The sequence below is a fragment of the Pseudomonas sp. FW215-R2 genome (assembly GCF_058789255.1).
Genome location: NZ_JBYTBO010000028.1, coordinates 50609 through 70758, shown reverse-complemented (window position 1 = coordinate 70758; position 20150 = coordinate 50609). Strand labels below are relative to the sequence as shown.

The following is a 20150-nucleotide window of genomic DNA, read 5'->3' as shown; positions in this document are numbered from 1 at the left end:
CCTTCTCCCTCACCTCCCGCCAAATCTCATTCTCCCGAAACACCCGCTCCCCCTCCCGCACAAACCGATGCCCCGACTCAAACACGTGATACCGATAAGCCCGCTCCCGATCACACAACAACTCCCCCTCCAGTTGCGTCTCCCCGACCTTCAACTTCAGCTGAAAGCTGCGATCCGTCGGGTTGTGCAGCACCAGGTCGATGTAGTTGTAGAAGATCGCCGCGCCAGAGCCGAACGGCAGGACGCGGCCGTCGTCCGGGAAGGGGTCGAAGCTGTGGTTGGCGCGTTCGATGACGACCAGGGGTGAGTGAATGGCCATCCAGTGGATGAGGTTGCTGAGTTGGCAGATGCCGCCGCCGATGCCGGTGCGGGCCTGGCCGAAGGACAGTTCCATGCCTTCGACATAGCCGCGTTGGCGGGTCGGGCGGCCGACGAGGCGGCAGAAGGAGAAATATTCGCCAGGGGCGATGGTGACGCCGTCGATGGCGGCGACGGCGAGTTTGAGGTTGATGACTTTGTTGTGTTGCAGCGCAAGGTCGGAGTCGCCGAGTTTGCGAATCAGTTTGGAGGTGTGTTTGAGGTAGCGATACGGCAAGCGCTCGGACGTCGCGGCAGGTCGTGCGTAGCGTTTACTCGAACAGTGCCAGGCGATGTGGCGGAACAGTCTTTTTTGCCACACGCGCAGCCAGTAGAGGGCCGGGTGGTAGAGGGAAAGTGGTTTCATCCGTGGCAAACGGCGCGGGCCGTTGTCTTCCTTGATCTGAAAATGGCGGCGCATCTTACCGTGGAAAGTCGCCGTGTGCGCGGCCTGCGCTTGCGTCGCACGCCGTAACAAGTCGACTGAACCCGACCGCTCCAAAATTAAGCTTGAACTAAGGTTGCGTCCCTACCATCCGGGCCACAAAGCAGCGGGTTGCGAGCATCGATTGCCGCATGCAAAACCCTTCAACTTGATGTGAGCCCTGACCATGAGAGCGTTTGATTTCCCCTCGGCACAACAGCCCGCGTTCAGTCTTGTATTGGTCAATTACAAAACCCCGGAAATAACCCGGATGTGCCTGGAGTTTCTCCAGCAATACGTCAAGGATCATCAGATTCCGGTGTGGGTGGTGGACAACGATTCTGCGGACGAAAGTCTGACTTACTTGCGTTCCCTTGACTGGATCAACTTGATCGAGCGCCCCTCGCCGGCTAAGGAACCCGGACATATTGCTCATGGCAAGGCACTTGATCTGGCACTTGCGAAAGTTGAAACCGATTACCTGTTTCTGCTGCACACCGACACTTTCGTGTTCGACAGCACTGTCTTTTCAATGATGATCAACGAGTGTATGCAATCTTTGGATACAGCAGCAGTCGGTTGTGTCGAACAGCTTGATCGGGGTGTTCTAAGAGACACCTGGCGCTTGTCTTCGCGTTATTTCAAACACTATTTCCGGCGGGCAAAACTTCAGTTGGGCCTGCGTTCCCGGGAGCCAAAACCCTACCGGGAAACCCACCTGAAAAGCTTCTGCACCTTGTGGAATGCACGGTTGATCAAGGCGCACGGGCTGCATTTTTCGATGGACGACCGGGTCCCGGGATACACGCTGCAGGATCGATTAAGCAGCCTCGGCTACGGCATCAGATTTCTTTCGCCGCGTACGATCTTCCGCTACCTGGATCACATCCAGGCAGGCACCGTGGCCGCCGCCGGTGGCTACGCCAAGAACCACCGCCGCACCACCATGTACCAGCAAACACTCAAGCGTATTCAGATGCAGCAAGGCATGCGACCTGCCAAATCCTGAGAACAATAAAAAAGGGCGACTTCACAGTCGCCCTTTTTTTATCTGAATTCTTTAGCCATCTCTCTGGAGGAGGTGTTCGCCCAGTGTAATGGCCTGGCAATCCATGCACCGGTAAAGAGCCCTGACACTGGGCGAACGGGAGGGATTTTAATGGAAGTTGGCGGATATGTCGTGCTAATTGATAATGAATTTTATGTACTAAAACGTTAACGAATATTGATCATCGATATTTCCCGACAAACTTTCAGAATTCTCCCACTCAAACATTTCATATGACTGTTCTCATACAACTATTTGTACAAGAACAGTCAATCTGTAGAGTTAATACTCAGCTTTCATGTGCACTGGTCACTTTTAATACATCGGTGTAAGTGACCACAACGCTCTGTCCGACTTTCAGATCTTTGAGCTTGGCTTGGATTTCAGGCTTTTCGACGTTGAGGGTTTTCGATTGGCCCGAAGGGTTTTCCAGAGTGACCTGCTTTTTCTTCAAATCAATTCTGGTGATTTTCAGTTGCACCTGAATCTGACGGAACGCCTCGCCACCGGGGTTGCTGCTGCCCACGGCATTGCGCAGCTCACCGGTACGCTCGGTGGAGCCAGGCAGACCTTTATCCACGTCGGTGTCCAGGAAAGCGGCGATCGAATGTGTAACCTGGATGTCGACCTTGTCGCCAACCTTCAGGTTGCCGAGGTTTTTCGCCTTGTCGCTGAGCTGAATGTGCACCTGGCGACCTTCCGCGCCTTCAAGGACAACCTGATGATTGGCCGGGTCGACCGCCAATACTTTGGTGGTGACCTGGTCGGCCTCGACCGCTGCGGACAGTGGAATGTCGGCGGCCAATGCCGTGAGGCTGGTGGCGGACAGGACAGTGGCAAGTGCTATGGCGTGCGTCAGTGCTTGGAGCTTCATAAGCGGTACTTTCCCTGTGATGAATGGCAGCACACCGCGCCGAATCGGTTTCAGCGCCGTGCGTGCGAAGGAGCATAGACGCTGATCGGTCGTTGCTCCTCGCACAGGGCGAATCAGTACCCGGTCATCTCCAGATAACCCTGCCCGCCCTGACTGCCGCTCAACCGCACCGGCCCCTCCCAGTAAGGGATGCGCAGGTTCATCCAGGCGTCCGGGTTGATTGCATCGAGGGTGATCTGCAGATTTTTTTCCGGAATCCCGATCGACCAACGCACCGGCATCGAACGGCCAGCAACCTTCGCGGTGTCCTGCGGGGTCAGTTTGATCTGCGCGGCGTGCAGCGTTTCGGTCTGGCCATCGGTGGCAATCCAGGTGCCGGTCAAGTACGGCGCGCCTTCCTTCTGGCGCATGCGGTAGAGCATGACGTGCGCGCCGTCGTCCAGATGCAGGGAGAACCAGTCCCACCCGGTCTGGTTGGCGGTCAGCGGTTGGCTGCTCCATTCGCGGTCGAGCCAGGCCGGGCCGTTGACGGTGTAGGTGTTGCCGTCGATTTGCAGGGTGCCGCTGGCCTGGAAAAACGGCTGGCTGTAGTAATACGACGCCTGGCCCTGTTCGGATTTCTGACTGAAGCCGTGATCGCCTTGCAGCACCAGCGGGCGGCTGGAGGTCAGGCGCAGTTGGTAGCTGAAGTTTTTGTCCTTTGCGCTGAGCTGCATGTCGCCCAACGGATCGCTCGCCTGACTGACGAAACGCCAGTCATCGATCCACGCCTCGAACGGCGCCACACGCACCCCGGCCTGCCCGACGCCGCCACGGGCGTAACGTTCGGCGGCGTGATGGACATTGACCGACGTCACCGCCGCATGGCCAAGCCAGATCGTTTGGTTGGCCCAGCCCGGTTGTTCCGGCGAGGCGTTCAATGCGCTGCGAAACAAGGTCCACTGCACGCCGAAATCATTGCCCTGGGCATCCTTGAGATTGGCCGTCACATACCACCACTCGATGCGAAAACCGTCATGGGCGCCGTGATCCGCCGGAAAGCTGAACACCCGCCCCGGCACCACCGGTGTGAAGGCCTGCGCCTGGGCGCCCATCCCGGCGAAGCCTTTCTGCTCCGGTGCCGGGTTGTCGCAACCACTGAGCAACAACGCCAGAAACACCACGACGAAGCTAATCCTCATGGGCAAACGTCCTCAACAAGTCCGCCGGTTGCGTGCGGTACAGCGAATACAGCGGCCACGCCGAGGCCAGCAACGTCGCCAGCAAGGCCAGCCCGGTAAGTTGCAGCAATTGCCACGGAAACACCCGCAGCGGCAGACGCCAGCCAAAGGCCTGGACGTTGATCACCGCATCCAGACACCACGCCAACCCGATGCCCAACGGCAGGGCCAGCACCAGTGTCAGCACTGCCAGCAGCCAGGTCTGGCCGAGGTTGAGCAGCATCAATTGTCGTCGCGTCACCCCCAGGGCCCACAGCGGCGCCAGTTGGCCGAGGCGGCTCTGGCTCTGGGTCAGCAGGCTGATGAACAGCGCCACCCCGGCGACGGCGAGCGTCAGGCTGTTGAGCGCGGCCGTCGCGGCGAAGGTTCGCTCAAAAACCTGCACCGACCAGCCCTTGAGCCGCGCCTGATCGACGATGCGGCTGTCGTCAAGCTGGAAACGTGCCTGCAAGGCGCTCAGCAGTGCGGGGATTTTTGGCGGTTCGATGCGCAGGTTGAAACGGTTTGGCGTCAGTTGCGGCCAGCTGCGCAGCAGGTGATTGCTGTTGACCAGCACATGCCCCTTGGGATTGCCGTAGTCGGCGTAGATCCCGACGATGCGCGGCGACCACGGCAGACCCGGCGTGGGAATCGTCAGGTGATCGCCCGGCCGAACCTTGAGCCGGCGGGCGAGTTGTTCGCTGAGCATCACCGCATCGTCGGTGGCCAGCGCCGCCCACGGATCGTCGCCCCGAGCTTCGAGCAACGGCCAGTGCTGGCGGTAGTGCGGATGATCAATGATGCCGAACACTTCCGTCGGCCAGCCTTGCAGCGTCACCGAAACCTGCCAGTTGGGCAGGATCGCCGTGACGCTCGGTTGCTGTTTCAGCCAGCTGTAGAGTTCGCGGGCCTGGGCCGGATTGCTCGGGTTCAGATACAGCTCGGCGGTGAGACGTTGTTCGAGCCAGTCGTTGAAGGTCTGGCGGAAACCGGCGGTCATGCTGCCGGCGCCGATGTTTGCCGCCATCGCCAACAGCAGCGCCATCAGCGCCAGACTCAGCGCCGGCAATTGCTGTCGGCAATCGGCGAGAAACCACTGCCCCAGCACCGAGCGACTGCGCCCGAGCAAGCCGTTCAACATCGCACTGAGCACCACCGGCAACGCCAGCGCCGCGCCGAGCAGCAACCCCGCCATCAACACAAAACCACTGGCCAGACTGTTGCCCAACAGCAGCGCGATCAACGCAATCGCGGCAAACACCCCGGCGACCAAGCCCTGCCGGCGCAACCAGCGCGCATGCTGTTCATGCCAGGCTTGCGGATCGGCCACCGCCAGCAACGGCAGACGCGCGGCCCGCAGCAGACTGTTGGCCCCGGCCAGCAACGCGCCGAGCAGGCTCAAGCCGATACCGCTGAACCACCACCACGAACTCAGGCGCAACTGCCCCGCCACTTCCGCGCCGTACAACCCGCGCAGGCTGGCGGCGACATCCGGCAACAGCACGCTCGCCAGCCAGTAACCGCTGACGACGCCGAACAGGCCGCCGATCAACGCCAGCGCACCGAGTTCGACGATCAGGCAAGCGATCAGCATCCGCGCGCTGACACCACAGGCGCGCAAGGTGCGCAACAGCCCACGGCGCTGTTCCAGTGCGAGGCCAATGGCGGCATGGACGATGAACAGACCGACGACAAACGAGAGAAATCCCAGGGCATCGAGGTTGAGGTGAAAGCTTTCGGTCAGCCGCGCCAGATTGTTTTCTTCACCGCTGCTCTTGAGCTGCAACTGGCCTTTGAACGCGGCTGGCACGTCGGCGTGAAAGTCCTTGGGCAACAGCAGCCGTGACAGTTGATCGGGTTGTTCGAGCAAGCGCTGGGCAACACCGATATCCACCAGCAGTACGCCGGGAGCCATGTCCGTTTGCGCCCTCAACGGTGGCAACGTCTGGCCGGTTTCGGTTTGCGCTGTAGCGCCCTCGACCAGGTTCAACGCCTGCAAGGTCTCGGGAGAAATCCAGGTGCTGCCCGGCGGACTGAAGAAATCGACGATGCGTTCGATCGGCATCGCCTGCCCCGCCACCGCGCTGTCGGCTGGCAGCGACACCGGCTCGATGCCCATCAATTGCAGGCGCTGGGATTCGTGCCCCTTGAGGATCAACCGGCCTTGCAGCACAGGCGATACCGGCCAGCCCTGACGGCGCAGATCGACAAACCATTGCTGGGAAAACGTCGCGCCATTCGGCGTGCTCAGGCTGGCCTGGGGTTCGCCGCCAATCATCTGGCTGGCGCGGGCGTAACTGTCCCGCGCCTGACTGTTGAGCGCTTCGACACCGGTCAACAGGCTGGTGGCCAGCCACAGTCCGGTCAGCACGCTGAAAAACTGCACCGGATGCCGCCGCCAGTGACTGAGCAACGCGATCAACGTTTGCCGAAAAACCCTCACGTCAGACGACCGCTGGACAGCACCACCCGCTCCGCCAGTCGCGCCGCCACGCGCTGACTGTGAGTGACCATCAGCAAAGTGGTCGGCGTGTCGTCGAGCAATTCCAGCAACAGACGCAGCACCTCGTCGCTGGTTGCTTCGTCGAGGCTGCCGGTGGGTTCGTCGGCCAGCAACAGCTTGGGCCGAGACGCCAATGCCCGGCCGAGTGCAACACGTTGCTGCTGGCCACCAGAGAGTTGTTCGGGATAACGCTTGAGCAGATCGCCCAGACCCAGACGCTGCACCAGATGGTTCTGCCAGCGCGGGTCATGCCGCCCGGCGAGCCGCGCCTGAAACGCCAGGTTGTCCTCGATCCGCAGGCTGCCGATCAGGTTGTACTGCTGAAACACCAGACCGATTTCCGTGCGGCGCCAGTTGGCCAGTTGCGTCTCGTTCATGGCGTCGAGTCGATATTCGCCGCTGCGGATGCTGCCGCTGTCGACTTTATCCAGGCCGGCGATCAGGTGCAGCAGCGTGCTTTTGCCGCTGCCCGACTCGCCCATCAGCGCCAGACTGCTGCCGGGTTTGAGCGTCAGGTCGATGCCTTGCAATACGGGCAACGGGCCTTGAGGGGTGAGATAGCTCTTGAAGACGTTTTGAACCTGCAGCATGCCACCATCCGATCGATCCGTGTGGGGCAAGGATAGCGGATGGCGCAGGGTTACTGTCCGGCGGCAACGCTGGTCGGCGCCTCTCCCGGCGTGACGATGCTGTTCAGGTCGATGTGTTTCCACTCGGGCTTGGCCCCCAACCGCGCATTAAAGCGGTAGTTGAAGGTGAAATCATCTGCCGTCGGCACGCTCAGCGGTTTGCCGTAGACCGACTCGATCCCCGCGAGGTCATAGCCCATCAACTGCAACAGGGTCGGGAAGATGTTGTAGTGACTGGAGCGATCCTTGTTGGCCGCCAGTTGGGCCGACCAGTCGAGCGTGTGCAATTGATCGCCCTGAATCACCACCAGCGGCACCAATCCCTCTTCCTCCACCGGGTCGCCGCCGCAATGGGTGTTGAGCCCAGGATTACCGCGCTCATGCAGATCCTGACCGTGATCCGAGGTGTAGATCAGCAGCGCGTTGTTCAGGTTGGCCTGGGCAAACACCCGCGAGAAAAACTCGCCGACATTCCACAGCACCGTGTTCTTGTAGGCGTTGCGGTACAGCACCCAGTCATAGGGCTGGCCGTTGAAACCATCGCGCTTGCCGGTGTCGGCGACTTCGGTGAACTGGCCGCGCGGCAAGGTCGGGCGGTAGGCCATGAACGCATCGGGGTATTTGTCGTGCACCGGGAAATGCGCGCCGACCTTGTTGATCACCACCAGCTCCGGTTTGTCGTCGTTGAGCAATTCGATCAGTTTGGCAGCGGCGGCCATGTCGCGGTCACGGACGCTGGTCTGGTCGAATTGCACGAATTCGTCGATGTCCTTTTTCTCGGTGTCGGTCATCAGGTTCTGCAGGTTGCCGCCGGTGCGCTGGGCGTCGATGTAGACGGTGCGCAGGCCGGCCTTTTTGGCGTACTGCCAGATCGACGGCAGCGTGGTGTTGATGCGCATGTAATCGGCGCGGGTGCCGCCGTAGCGCAGGGTGACGTTGGTGTCGGCACTGCAATTGGCGATGGACGCCGCATAGCCGTAGTTGAAAATGTCGACGCCCGCAGGCGCCTGCTTGAGGTTGCTGTGCACGCCGAACGGCGCGTTGATGTCCAGGTAATTGCCGGAAATGCTTTCGTCGATGATCAGCACGATGTCGTGGCCCACCGCAGGCCCGTTGCGCGCCAGGGTCACCGGCTCACGGGGGCCGACGGTGTTGTGCAGCGCCTCATAGCCGAACAGGTTGAGGTAGGCCAGCGGCGTGTACATGATCGGCAATCCACGCGCGCCCTCCCCGGCCCGCATGAACAACACCGCACTCAGCAGCAGTACGCCGCACAACGGCGCCGCGATCCGCCAGGCATTTGGCACGGGGATCGAATGCCGTGGCTTGAGGCCGATGCCGACCAACAGCAGCAGGCCATTGAGCGCCCCGTGGACGATCGCGTCCCGGTACTGGTAGGCCGCTTCCTGAATGAAACCGCCGGAATACACCAGCGAGACGAAGCTGCTGTACGTCAGGTAATCGGTGGTGACGCGGGTATACACATCAAAAAAAACCGCCGAAATAAACATCGTTAATGCGAACAAGTGCCGAATGAAAGTCTGACGTATATAGGCCGTTAGTAATAATGCGAAAGTCAGCGCCAAAAACATCGCGCCAAAAAGAAGTACTGCCGGGCCGATACCCATGGCGTTTAAACGCTCAAGGTAATATTCGGAATAAAGCAGTAGATAAATAATTAAAAGCAGTTCTTTCAAATATCGAAACATGGCGATTCCGGGGCGCTTGCGACGGGGCATGGTCAATCGCTTGTCGGCCATTTTCTGACACTAGCAGCGGGCCATCAAAGCGCAAGAACTGTCGGACTTTGGCCAAAAGCGTCAAAAAAACATTGACTCAAAACTGACACACCCAAGTCGTTACAGGCCTTGTATTTTGTGGCCTACGACCGTTTATCGTTTTCTTTGAAATGTGAAAAACATGTCAAGGACGGGACAAATCCAGATATAGCAAGTACTTGATGGCCAATCGCCCCCAAAAATGGGGGTGTTATACACATGCAACATGTCATTTTGCTGACATGGTTTGCCAACGCTGCGCTATACCCCTTTTGACAGTTCCAATTCGATCTTCCTCCACCGTCTTACGAGGCACGCCAATATGGACGTGAGCGTATTTGGTACGGGCTATGTTGGCCTGATTCAAGCTGCGGCACTCGCCGATGTCGGACATCGTGTGTTGTGCGTCGATATTGACCCGAACAAGATTAAACAACTGCAACAGGCTGTACCGCCTATTAGCGAACCGGGTCTATCGGCAACTTTGGAAGAAAACATCAAGGCCGGGCGTCTGCTGTTCACCACCCAGGCCAGCGATGCCGTAGAACACGCCGAGTTGATCTTCATCGCGGTGGGCACTCCGGCTGACGAGGACGGTTCCGCCGACCTGAGTCACGTGCTCAACGTGGCGCGGCAGATCGCAAGCTTCATGGAGGCCGATCGCACGCTGATCATCAAATCCACGGTGCCGGTCGGCACGGCGGACCAGGTGCTGAAGACCGCCAGCGATGAATTGCATCGGCGCGGCAAAAGCGGCCTGAACGTGCGGATCGTCTCCAACCCCGAATTCCTCAAGGAGGGCAGCGCCCTCGCCGACTGCATGCGCCCCGACCGGATCATCGTCGGCACTCAGGACGATGAAGCACGCGCGCAGATGAGCGAGTTGTACGCGCCGTTCTGCCGCAACCACGAAAAACTGATGTTCATGGACAACCGCAGCGCCGAGCTGACCAAGTACGCGGCCAACGCGATGCTCGCCACCCGCATCAGTTTCATGAACGAGCTGGCCAATCTCACCGAGCTGCTGGGCGCCGACATCGAAGCGGTGCGCAAGGGCATCGGTTCCGACCCGCGCATCGGCTATCACTTCATCTACCCCGGCTGCGGCTTCGGTGGCTCGTGCTTTCCCAAGGATCTGCGCGCCCTGCTGCACACCGCCGAGCACAACGGCATGCCGCTGAAACTGCTGCGCAGTGTCACCGACGTCAACGACACGCAGCGGCACATCCTGTTCAGCAAACTCAAGGCGCAATTCCCGCAAGGTCTGGCCGGCAAATCCATTGCCGTCTGGGGTCTGGCGTTCAAGCCAAATACCGATGACATGCGCGAAGCCCCCAGCCGCTATCTGATGGATGCGCTGTGGGCCGAAGGCGCCAGCGTCCAGGCCTACGATCCGGAAGCGATGTCCGAGTGCCGGCGCATTTACGGCTACCGCGATGACCTGCACCTGTGCGCCACGCGCGACGACACCCTGGAAGACGCCGATGCGCTGGTGATCTGCACCGAGTGGAAGAATTTCCGCGTGGTGGATTTCGAACTGCTGGCCGACAAGCTGCGCTCCAAAGTGATCATCGACGGACGCAACCTCTACAACCCGGAACAAGTGGCGGCCGCCGGCCTGCACTACAGCGGCATCGGTCTGCGACACATTTCGCCCGACGGGTTGCGCCCATGAAAATCCTCGTCACCGGTGCGGCCGGGTTCATTGGTGCCCATTGCGTGTTGCGACTGTTGCGCGACGGGCATCAGGTGGTTGGTCTCGACAACTTCAACGGCTACTACGACCCGCAGCTCAAACTGGATCGCGTGCAATGGGTGCGCGACCAGGTCGGTGATTTCCAGATCGCCCGGGTTGACCTGGCCGATGCCGCCGCCGTCGACGCCCTCTTCGTCCGTGAATGCCCGCAAGTGGTGATCCACCTCGCGGCGCAGGCCGGGGTGCGTTACTCGCTGGAAAATCCACGGGCCTACATGGACAGCAATCTCAGTGGCTTCCTGAACATTCTGGAAAGCTGCCGGCATCACCCGGTTGAACACTTGATCTATGCCTCGTCGAGTTCGGTGTATGGCGCCAACCAGCACATCCCGTACTCGGTGCACGACGGCGTCAATCACCCGCTGTCGCTGTACGCCGCGACCAAGAAAGCCAACGAGCTGATGGCTCACAGTTACAGCCACCTGTTCGGGATTCCTTGCACCGGGCTGCGCTTTTTCACGGTGTACGGGCCCTGGGGCCGGCCCGACATGTCGCCGATCCAGTTCGCCCGGGCCATCACCGAAGGCACGCCACTGAAGCTGTTCAACTACGGTCGGCACCAGCGTGATTTCACCTACATCGACGACATCGTCGAAAGCATCGCGCGCCTCACCGACCATCCGCCACACAACCATCCGGAATGGGACCGCGAGCACCCCGACGCGGGCAGCAGCATGGCCCCGTGGTGCCTGTTCAACATTGGCGGCCACCACCCGGTGGAACTGAAAACCTACCTGGCGCTGATGGAAAAGCACCTCGGTCAGAAAGCCGTGGTCGAGCTCTTGCCCCTGCAACCGGGCGACGTGCTCAACACCTGTGCCGACACCGATGATCTGGCCCAAGCCACCGGGTTCCAGCCCCGGATCGAGCTGGATGAAGGACTGGGGCGTTTCATCGCCTGGTATCGCGACTACTACCCCACGGCCTATCGCCCACGCGCCGCTCGCGGCTGAACATCAGCGGAGGACTGCATGACTGGACATGAGAAAGGTGTACCGATCCAACAATTGGTTCGAGACAAACGCATGGATCCGGAACAGCGAATGCGCCTCGACGCGGCGATCCACCGCCAGGGCCAGGGCTGGGTGACCGGTCGCGAAGGCGGTCGACCATGGCAACTGTCCCGCACCAATCGGGTGGTGGCGTGCTTCGGCGCGCTGGTCATTCTGGTGATGATTTCCCCGTTGCTGATCGGTCTGGCGCTCGCCATCAAGTTCACCAGCAAAGGCCCGGTGATGTTCGTGCAGAAACGCACCGGCTATCGCGGCCGCAAGTTCGGCATGTTCAAGTTCCGCACCATGGTCGCCAACGCCGAAGAGCTGAAAGAATCGCTGCGCCACCTCAACAAGCACGGTGCCGATGCCATCGATTTCAAGATCGACAAGGACCCGCGCATCACCCGGATCGGCGGTTTCCTGCGGCGCACCAGCCTCGACGAACTGCCCAACCTGATCAACGTGGTGACCGGCGACATGCGCCTGGTCGGCCCTCGTCCGACCTCGTTCAACGCCTACCGCTACAAGGACAGTCACCTCGCGCGCCTGGCGATCTACCCCGGCATGACCGGCCTGTGGCAGATCTCCGGACGCAGCAACATCGACTTCGACCAGCGCGTTGAGTTGGACCTCAGCTACATCGCCGAGCAGAGCCTTTTGCTTGATCTGAAGATTCTGTTGAAAACCCCTTTCAAAGTATTCAGCGGCCACGGAGCAAGCTAATGGACGGTTCAACCAACAAAAGCCTGAGCATTGCCAGCCCCAGCGAGTCGAACCTGACCTCGACCGTGCTGGACCTGGATCTGCGGATCCTGTTCCTGACCGCCGCCAACCCCGGTGCCGGCACGACCACCAGCGCGCTGGCCCTGGCCAGTCAACTGGCACAGATGAGCAGCGGTCTGGTGCTCTACGTCGATGCCAGCCAGTCGGCCGGCAACCTCACCCAGCAACTGAGCCTGAGCAAGGAGCGCGGCCTGCGCGACTTGCTGTTCAACCCGGATAGCCCACCGCTGTTGCAGGACTGCGTGGTGCAGGTGTCGAGCCTGCCGTTCCACGTGCTGCCCAACGGCCGGCCGATCCGCACCATGGAGCACCTGACCGCCGAGCGTCTGAGCCCGTTGCTCGATCAGTTGGGGAGCCAGTACCGCTTCGTGGTGATCGACGGCGATGCGGTGTATTCGGCCGCCGACACCCTGGTCATCAGCACGCAGGTCGACGGGGTGGTGTTCGTGGTGCGTGCCGAGGACACCCGCTGGGAAGTCGCCCAGGCCGCGGTGCAACGGCTGACCCAGGCCGGGGCGAAAGTGGTGGGCAGCGTGTTCAACCGGCGCAAGTACTACATGCCCAAATGGCTCTACAAAAACCTGTAAGCAAACGCGAGGGATGACGCCATGAACGCCAAGATACTGGTTCTGCTGATGCTGCCGCTTGCAGGTTGCTCCAGCAACTCGGAAACCCAGAGCATGCCGGTGAATATCCTCACCGCCCCGCCGGCCAACGCCCAGGCCACCGACATGCCCAAGGTCGAACAGACCTTGCGCCCGCAGGATGTGCTGGATGTGATCTTCCACATCAGCACCAGCGGCTCGGACGCCTACCGCGTGCAGTCGGGTGATCAGATCGGCCTGAACTTCACCGCCGCCAGCCAGCTCAACGGCAACCAGTTGGTGTTGCCGGACGGCACCATCGAACTGCCGGGCGCCAACACCTCGGTGAAAATCGCCGGGCTGACCAGCGACGAAGCGCGCCAGGAAATCCAGCGTGCCTACCAACGCAAGCAGCTGTTCCAGCCCAATCGCAATCAGCTGACCGTGCAGATCATCAGCCCGCTGACCAATGAGCAGAACCTCAAGAGCGCCCTCAACCACCCGGCCACCGGCATGAGCCGCGAGATCACCGTGGGCACCGACGGCTATGCGAGCTTCCCGGAAATCGGCGCCGTGCCGCTGCAAGGCATGACCGTCAATCAACTGGAAACCTTCCTCAACAAACGCTACGCGCAACTGCCGGGACGGATGACCGTGGACGTGCTGCTCAAGTCCACCGCCGGCAACGAGATCTATGTGCTGGGTGAAGTCGGCCAGCCCGGCTCCTACCCGATCCGTCGGCCGGTCTCGGTGCTTGAAGCGCTGACCCTGGCCCGTGGCACCAACGTCAAGGCGCGCCTGGATTCCGTGGTGATCATGCGCCGCAATGGCAATCAGGTGCAGGCCGTGCGTTACGACGTCGAAAAAGCCCTGTCCGGCGATGCCTCGCAGATCGCCTACCTGCAACCGGACGACATGCTCTACGTGCCGAAAACCAAACTGGCCAGCGCCGGCGAACTCGCAAGACAACTGGCTGATGTGGTGCTGTTCCAGGGCGTGGGTTTCAGCTTCGGCTATCGCGTCGACAACAAAGGCAGCAACAACAACTGACTCTCGGGTGACCTGACATGAATCCAAAGGAAAACTACCTGCATGAGTTCTTCAGGATCTTCTTCGCCAACAAGCAACTGGTGAAGCGTGTCTTCCTGATCTTTGCAGTGATCGCGCTGGTGCTGCCGCTGGTGCTCAAACAGAGCTTCGATATCACCGCCCAGGTGATCGTGCAGTCGAAAAAACTCTCCCAGGGCGACGCCACCACGTCGCTGACCGTGGACAACGCGACGTTCATCCCGCCGTCGCTGGCGGACATGGAAACCGAGAGCAATATTCTGCGCTCGCCGGCGCTGATCCGTCAGACCATCAGCGAACTGCGGGACAAGGGTGAGTACACCCCGTCGCCCGGCGTCTTCGCCCGGCTGATTGGCGAACCGTTCAAGCGCTACATCACCTCGCCGCTGCGTCAGTACCTGATCAACCCGCTGCGCAACGTGCTGGGCCTTGAAACCGATCCGGTGCGCGACACCGCCCTCGATGCGCTGACGCAACAGGCCATCGACAGCCTGAAGATCGAGACCCTGCCCGGCTCCAACGTGATCTCGATCGTCTACAGCTTCCCGGATCCGCACCAAGGCACGACGTTCGTTTCAGCCCTGCTGCAAAACTATCTGGTGAGCCGTCAGGCGCTGCAATCGATCGACCTGCCGCAGTCGTTCTACGAATCGAAAAAACACCTGTACCAGGTGCGTCTCGATGGTCTGGAAGGCAACCGGCAAGCCTTGCTTGAAAGTGTCGGCGCGTCCGATCCGAAGGAAGAAATCACCTTCCGCCTGAACGCGATCAACACTGAAGAGCAGGCGCTGAACCTGTATCAGGATCGCCTGCTGCAAAGCCAACGCTGGCTGGAGTACCTGAAAACCAGCCTGGCTGCCGCCAGCAACAACAAGCTCAACGACTACACCTTCCCCTACACCTTCACCACCACCGTCGACAACGTGGCGTTCGAGGACCGGGAGATCAAACAGTTGGGCGAACAACTGACCACCCAGGTCAGTCGCTACATGAACGATCTGGCGGTGTTCCAGCCTGGCAGCGAGCCGATGTTGTTGACCCGGGAGCAGATCGCCCGCACCCGTCAGCAGTTCCTCAAAGTGGTGAGCAACCGCATTCAGGAGCGCACCAACGACCTGGCCGTGGTTCAGCAGGTGATCGATCAGAAAACCGCGCGCATCGCCGAGTTCAAGGCACGGATCCACGAGTTGCAGCAGACCCAGAGCAAGCTGCGGCAGATGGACACCGAAATTGACGCCCTGCACGCCGCGTTCTCGACCTACGCCCAGCGTTTTGCCGAAAGCAGCACCACTCGCTCGCTGAACGACGACCTGTCCAACGCCCGGGTCCTGAGCCCGCCGTTCGAACCGACCGAAGCGGCGTTCCCCAAACCGCTGCTGATCATTCCGTTCGGCCTGTTCACCGGTCTGTTGCTGGCGATTGCCTTGGTCTACGTGCGTGAGTTCTTCGATCACCGCTTCAAACACCCGGCGCAAATCAGCCACGAGTTGGGCCTGCCGGTGCTGCTGGTGATCAACGACCAGAGCACTCAGCCGGGTAATCCGCACAAGAACTGGACCGTGCCAAGCTTCGTGCACTGGGTGCGCAATTGAGCACCCCGTCCTCCCCGAACGCCGCCCTGCCGATCATTCATTTGCTCAGCAGTGGCGGCTTCTATGGGGCCGAGCGGATGTTGCTGGATCATTGCCTGGCGACACCGGGGCAGCATCAGGTGCTGTTTCTCGATGCGCCGCCGGAACTGATCGAGCGCTTTCGCGCGGCGGGCGTCGATGCCCAAGGTTGCGCCGGGCTCGGCGCATTGCTCGGGCATCTGCGTCAGCGCCGGGCGGAACGTCCGTTGATCAACACCCACAATTTCAAAGGCCTGCTGTTCGGCTGGGTTGGCGCCTCGCTGTTGCGCCTGCCGCTGGTGATCACCCAACACGGCTTCACCCCGCGCAGCCGCAAGCAGAAGTTCTACACCTGGCTGAGCCTGCAACTGTGCCGCACCGCGTCGGTGGATCGAGTGGTGTGCGTGGCCGAAAGCATCGCGGTGCTGCACCGCCAGGCCAGTGTCCGTGCGGAAAAGCTGCAAGTGATCCCCAACGGTCTGCCGGCGGCGGTCGCTGAACGGATGCCGGAGGTCGATCATCAGCGCTGGCTCGCCGGGTACGTCGGACGACTGAGCAGCGAAAAAGGTCCGGACCTGTTTCTCGATGCACTGATCCCACTGTGTCATCAACATCCGCAACTCGACGCGGTGATGCTCGGTGACGGCCCGGAGCGCGAGGCACTTCAGGCGCGGATCGACGCCGCCGGGCTGCAACAGCGCATTCGTCTGCCGGGTTATCAGACCGACATGCGCCACTGGTGGCAGCAACTCGACGCACTGGTGATTAGCTCGCGCACCGAGGGCACACCGATGATTCTGCTGGAGGCCATGCAGACCGGGGTGCCGGTGGTGGCGTTCGCGGTCGGCGGAATTCCCGATGTGCTGGAAGACCGGCACAACGGCCTGCTGGCCGCGCCGGCCGACAGCAGCGCCCTCGCCCGCCAGCTCGACACGCTGCTGAGCCAACCCGCGCTGGCGCGCAAACTGCGCGACAACGCCAAACGCACGCAACAGGACCGCTACGACCTCAAGGCCCTGGCCGAGCGCTGGTCGCAGTTGTACATCCGCACGGCACGGGAGGCACGCGCATGATTTTCCCGCTCTCGATCGTCAGTCTGCTGGGTCTGGTCTGCATCGCTTTGCTGGCCAGCCCATGGCCCTATCTGGCGCCGGGCGCGGTGCTCGGTCTGGTGGGGTTCGCGGTGTTGTACCGCAAACCGACCTGGGGGCTGCTCGGCATCGCTGCACTGGTGCCGTTCGAGGGTTTCTTCAAGGACAGTTCGCTGTCGGGCAGCAAGCTCATCGGCGCGTCGCTGGCGGTGATCCTGATGCTGCAACTGGCGATGCACCAGATTCCTTCGGAACGCCTGCGCAGCAACATCTGGCGTTACCTGATCTGGTTCATGGTCCTGTACTTCCTGAGCTTGCTGAACACCGATGACCTGGGCATGTCGCTGGGTCATCTGCGCGAACTCAGCGTTGGCCTGATTCTGTTTGTCATCACCTTGCTGATTGGTCGTGAACTGAACCTCGACCTGTTCGCCCGGCTGGTAACTTTGAGCGTCAGCGCCACCTGCGCCATGGCGATGTTCTCGACCAAATTCCAGGATCAGGGCCGCGCCGCCGGCCTGCTCGAAGACCCGAACGCCTTCGCCCTGCTGATCGCGTTCGCCGTGCCGCTGGGTCTGTTGCTGGTGATTCGCGGCCCGAACCTGCTGCACCGGCTGTTCTGGGGCGCGTGCTGCCTGCTGTTGCTCGGCGGCATGACCAAGACCGAATCCCGTTCCGGGCTGGTGGTGCTGGCGTTGAGTCTGGTGATCGGTTGCTGGCACTACCGTGCGCAACTGTCGCGGATTCGTCCGCGTCACCTCGGCTTCGCGATGCTCGGCCTGGCGATCGTGATTCCACTGGCAATCTATGCGATGCCCGCCGGCTACATCGCGCGCATCCAGTCGTTGAGCGTACTGAGCGCCGGTGCCCGTGGCCACGATGACGAATCCCTCGGTCGCCGTGCCTCGTACATCGTGGTCGGCAGCCAGATGATCCGCGAGAATCCGCTGCTCGGTTCCGGCCCTGGCACCTTCCCGCTGCATTACGCAACCACCGGTTACGCCAAGGCATTCTCCGCCAACCGCAAGATCGGCGACCTGTACCGCCGCGCCCACAACACTTACCTGGAAGTCTTCAGCGAACTGGGAGTTCCCGCCGGCCTGCTGTTTGTCGGCATGCTCGGCCTGGGCCTGTACAACCTGATCCGCGCCCGTCGCGCCTGGATGCAGCGACGGGACTGGAATCAAGCGGACTTGATGACTCACCTCGGCGTGAGCTTCCTGTCGCTGACGCTGTTCCTGATGTTTCTCAGTGCACCGAATCAGAAGTACGTGTGGATCATGCTCGCGCTGACCAGTGTCCTGCGCCTGAAAGCCGAGCAAGCACCGTTGACGGAGGCCCGGGCATGAGCCGGATCAGTGTTGTCATCCCGATGTACAACGAGGGCCGTCACATCGGCCGTACCCTGCTGGCCGCGCAAAAAGCCGCGCACGCGGCCAATGTCGAGTGTGAACTGATCGTGGTCGATAACGGTTCCAGCGATGACGGCCCTCAGATCGCTCGCCAGTTCGGTGCGCAAGTGCTGGTCGTGCCAGGCGTGTTGATCGGCGCCTTGCGCAATCGCGGTACCGCCATCGCCACCGGCGAATGGCTGGCGTTCATCGACGCCGACATCGAAATGCCCGAAGACTGGCTGACCGGGCTGTTCGCCCTCGAAGCCGAAAACCACGCCGACGTGTTCGGGCTGGACCTGCACACCCCCGCCGCCGCGCCGTGGTACGCCGTGGCCTGGCAACGCCGTACCCAACGGCCGATCTCCCACGCCGCCCATGCCGTGGACTGGCTGCCCAGTGCCAACCTGCTGATGCGTCGGCGCTGGTTCGACAAGGTCGGCGGGTTCAACGAAACCCTGCGCACCGGCGAAGACAAAGAGTTCACCCTGCGCCAGCGCGAACAGGGCGCGCGGCTGCTGTCGGTCAACGAAAGCGTGGCGCTGCACTGGGGCTACGAAATGAACTGGCGCGAATGGATGGGCAAGGAAATGTGGCGCCAGGGCAGTCACCTGCAACTGCTGCGCACTCACGGGTTCAGCCTGCGGTTGCTGCGTTTTCCATTGCTGTCGCTGGCCGCGTGGCTGCTGGATCTGCTGGCGATTTCCGCGCTGCTCAACGGTTTCCCCCATCACGCCGCCGTCATGGTGACACTGACCACGATACCGGCGCTGGTACTCAGCATCCGTCAGAGTCGCCAACAGCATGACCTCGGCCTGACCCTGCAACTGTGGGGGCTGCATTGGGTACGCCTGCACCTGGCGGGTGCGGCGTTCATTCTCAGTCTGTGTCATTGGAATGCCAGGAGGCCTGCCCGTGGCTGAGTTCATTTTCTGGATGTGCCTGCTGCTGCCGGTGTACGCCTATGTCGGCTACCCGTTGCTGCTGACGCTGCTGGCGCCGCTGTTCCCGGCGTGGCGTCACAGCCCGGCACCGCCGCTGAACATCAGCATCGTGATCGCCGCGCACAACGAGGCGCGGCATATCGAACACAAGCTGCGTTCGCTGCTGTCCCAGGATTATCAGCCGGCTACCCTGCAAATCATTCTGGCCAGCGACGGCTCCACCGACGACACCGTGGCGTGCGCGCACAAGGTCGTCGACCCGCGAATCACCGTGCTCGACCTGCCGCGTCAGGGCAAAGCCGCGACGCTCAATGCCGGCGCGGCGCTGGCCACGGGGGACATTCTGGTGTTCACCGACGCCGATAACCAATGGTCGCGGGAAACCCTCGGCTACCTGCTCGCGCCCCTCAGCGATCCGCAGGTCGGCGCCTGCGCCGGGCACATGGTGATCCCGGTCACCGGCGGCGGCTTGAGTGTCGGCGACAGCCTGTACCGACATTACGAAGGCTGGCTGCGCCGGGTCGAGAACCGCACCGGTTGCATGGTCTCCGCCGATGGCGCGTTGCTCGCCCTGCGCCGGGAACTGTTCGAGGACGTGCCGGCGGAGGTCAACGACGACTTCTTCATCAGCACCTGCGCCCCGGTGAAGTTCAAACGCATCGTCTACGTGCCTGAAGCGCAAGTGATCGACCACGGCGTCGATGAAGCGGACAAACAGTTCCGTCGGCGTCAGCGGGTCACCGTCGGCGGCCTGCAAAGCCTGGCCCAGCGCAGCGAACTGCTCAATCCGTTCAAGCACGGGCTGTATTCGATTGCATTGATCAGCCACAAACTGATCCGGCGTCTGGCACCGATTCTTTTGCTGCCGTTGCTGCTGAGCAATTTCTGGCTGTGGGACGACCACGGTTTCTATCGCCTGAGCCTGATCATGCAACTGCTTGGGTACGGCATCGCGATTGCCGGCCTGCTGGATTCGCAACACCGCTTACCCAAACCGTTCCGCCTTGCGGCATTCCTGCTGGTGACACTGGCCGGCATGAGCATCGGCCTGTGGCAGTTCCTGCGCGGCCAGCGTTACGCCCAGTGGAACCCTGACCAAAACCGTTGAGAGGGCTC

At 61.3% G+C, this 20150-nt stretch carries 17 protein-coding genes; 11 read left to right on the top strand and 6 right to left on the bottom strand.

What is annotated here, in order from left to right; translation table 11 throughout:
* Positions 1-724 (bottom strand): VanW family protein (locus AC3WRD_RS27385; protein ID WP_102650869.1); only part of this gene is annotated, 724 nt, incomplete at its 3' end.
* 244 nt (positions 725-968) lie between these two features.
* Here AC3WRD_RS27385 and AC3WRD_RS27380 point away from each other — a divergent pair.
* The gene (locus AC3WRD_RS27380) at positions 969-1790 is read left to right on the top strand and encodes a glycosyltransferase family 2 protein (RefSeq protein ID WP_102622409.1); all 822 of its coding nucleotides are present in this window, start codon (positions 969-971) and stop codon (positions 1788-1790) included.
* 328 nt (positions 1791-2118) lie between these two features.
* On the opposite strand, the gene AC3WRD_RS27375 is transcribed toward AC3WRD_RS27380, so the two are convergent.
* From AC3WRD_RS27375 to AC3WRD_RS27355, 5 genes are all read right to left on the bottom strand, one after another.
* Positions 2119-2703, bottom strand: a complete 585-nt coding sequence (locus tag AC3WRD_RS27375) for a hypothetical protein (RefSeq protein WP_096821360.1) — start codon at positions 2701-2703, stop codon at positions 2119-2121.
* Positions 2704-2816: 113 nt separating this feature from the next.
* Complete coding sequence (locus AC3WRD_RS27370; RefSeq protein ID WP_102622408.1) at positions 2817-3884, bottom strand: lipocalin-like domain-containing protein; 1068 nt, start codon at positions 3882-3884, stop codon at positions 2817-2819.
* On the bottom strand, positions 3874-6345 hold the full coding sequence (locus AC3WRD_RS27365) for an ABC transporter permease (protein WP_102622407.1): 2472 nt from the start codon (positions 6343-6345) through the stop codon (positions 3874-3876). Before AC3WRD_RS27365 ends, AC3WRD_RS27370 begins: the two co-directional genes overlap by 11 nt.
* Complete coding sequence (locus AC3WRD_RS27360; RefSeq protein ID WP_102622406.1) at positions 6342-6995, bottom strand: ABC transporter ATP-binding protein; 654 nt, start codon at positions 6993-6995, stop codon at positions 6342-6344. The genes AC3WRD_RS27365 and AC3WRD_RS27360 overlap by 4 nt, the downstream gene beginning before the upstream one ends.
* 50 nt (positions 6996-7045) lie before the next feature.
* Positions 7046-8743 (bottom strand): sulfatase-like hydrolase/transferase, encoded by a 1698-nt coding sequence (locus tag AC3WRD_RS27355; protein ID WP_102622405.1) that lies wholly within the window; start codon positions 8741-8743, stop codon positions 7046-7048.
* 391 nt (positions 8744-9134) lie between these two features.
* On the opposite strand from AC3WRD_RS27355, the gene AC3WRD_RS27350 reads away from it, so the two are divergent.
* From AC3WRD_RS27350 to AC3WRD_RS27305, 10 genes are read left to right on the top strand one after another with little or no spacing between them, the layout of a single operon-like run.
* Positions 9135-10487, top strand: a complete 1353-nt coding sequence (locus AC3WRD_RS27350) for a UDP-glucose dehydrogenase family protein (protein ID WP_096821355.1) — start codon at positions 9135-9137, stop codon at positions 10485-10487.
* On the top strand, positions 10484-11521 hold the full coding sequence (locus tag AC3WRD_RS27345) for an NAD-dependent epimerase/dehydratase family protein (protein WP_102622404.1): 1038 nt from the start codon (positions 10484-10486) through the stop codon (positions 11519-11521). Before AC3WRD_RS27350 ends, AC3WRD_RS27345 begins: the two co-directional genes overlap by 4 nt.
* A gap of 18 nt (positions 11522-11539) precedes the next feature.
* Complete coding sequence (locus AC3WRD_RS27340) at positions 11540-12286, top strand: sugar transferase (RefSeq protein WP_096821353.1); 747 nt, start codon at positions 11540-11542, stop codon at positions 12284-12286.
* Positions 12286-12933: a CpsD/CapB family tyrosine-protein kinase gene (locus AC3WRD_RS27335; RefSeq protein ID WP_096821352.1), complete on the top strand. Its 648-nt coding sequence runs from the start codon at positions 12286-12288 to the stop codon at positions 12931-12933. Before AC3WRD_RS27340 ends, AC3WRD_RS27335 begins: the two co-directional genes overlap by 1 nt.
* 21 nt (positions 12934-12954) lie before the next feature.
* Entirely contained in the window at positions 12955-13980 is a 1026-nt protein-coding gene (locus AC3WRD_RS27330) for a polysaccharide biosynthesis/export family protein (protein ID WP_096821351.1), read from the top strand.
* A gap of 17 nt (positions 13981-13997) precedes the next feature.
* Positions 13998-15590: a GumC family protein gene (locus tag AC3WRD_RS27325; protein ID WP_096821350.1), complete on the top strand. Its 1593-nt coding sequence runs from the start codon at positions 13998-14000 to the stop codon at positions 15588-15590.
* Positions 15587-16681, top strand: a complete 1095-nt coding sequence (locus tag AC3WRD_RS27320; protein WP_102622403.1) for a glycosyltransferase family 4 protein — start codon at positions 15587-15589, stop codon at positions 16679-16681. The genes AC3WRD_RS27325 and AC3WRD_RS27320 overlap by 4 nt, the downstream gene beginning before the upstream one ends.
* Positions 16678-18048, top strand: coding sequence for an O-antigen ligase family protein (locus AC3WRD_RS27315; protein ID WP_102622402.1), 1371 nt, complete (start codon positions 16678-16680; stop codon positions 18046-18048). Before AC3WRD_RS27320 ends, AC3WRD_RS27315 begins: the two co-directional genes overlap by 4 nt.
* A complete protein-coding gene (locus AC3WRD_RS27310; RefSeq protein ID WP_096821347.1) occupies positions 18045-19013 on the top strand; it encodes a glycosyltransferase in 969 nt (322 codons plus the stop codon). The genes AC3WRD_RS27315 and AC3WRD_RS27310 overlap by 4 nt, the downstream gene beginning before the upstream one ends.
* Complete coding sequence (locus AC3WRD_RS27305) at positions 19006-20142, top strand: glycosyltransferase (protein WP_102622401.1); 1137 nt, start codon at positions 19006-19008, stop codon at positions 20140-20142. Before AC3WRD_RS27310 ends, AC3WRD_RS27305 begins: the two co-directional genes overlap by 8 nt.
* The last annotated feature ends 8 nt before the right edge of the window (positions 20143-20150 follow it).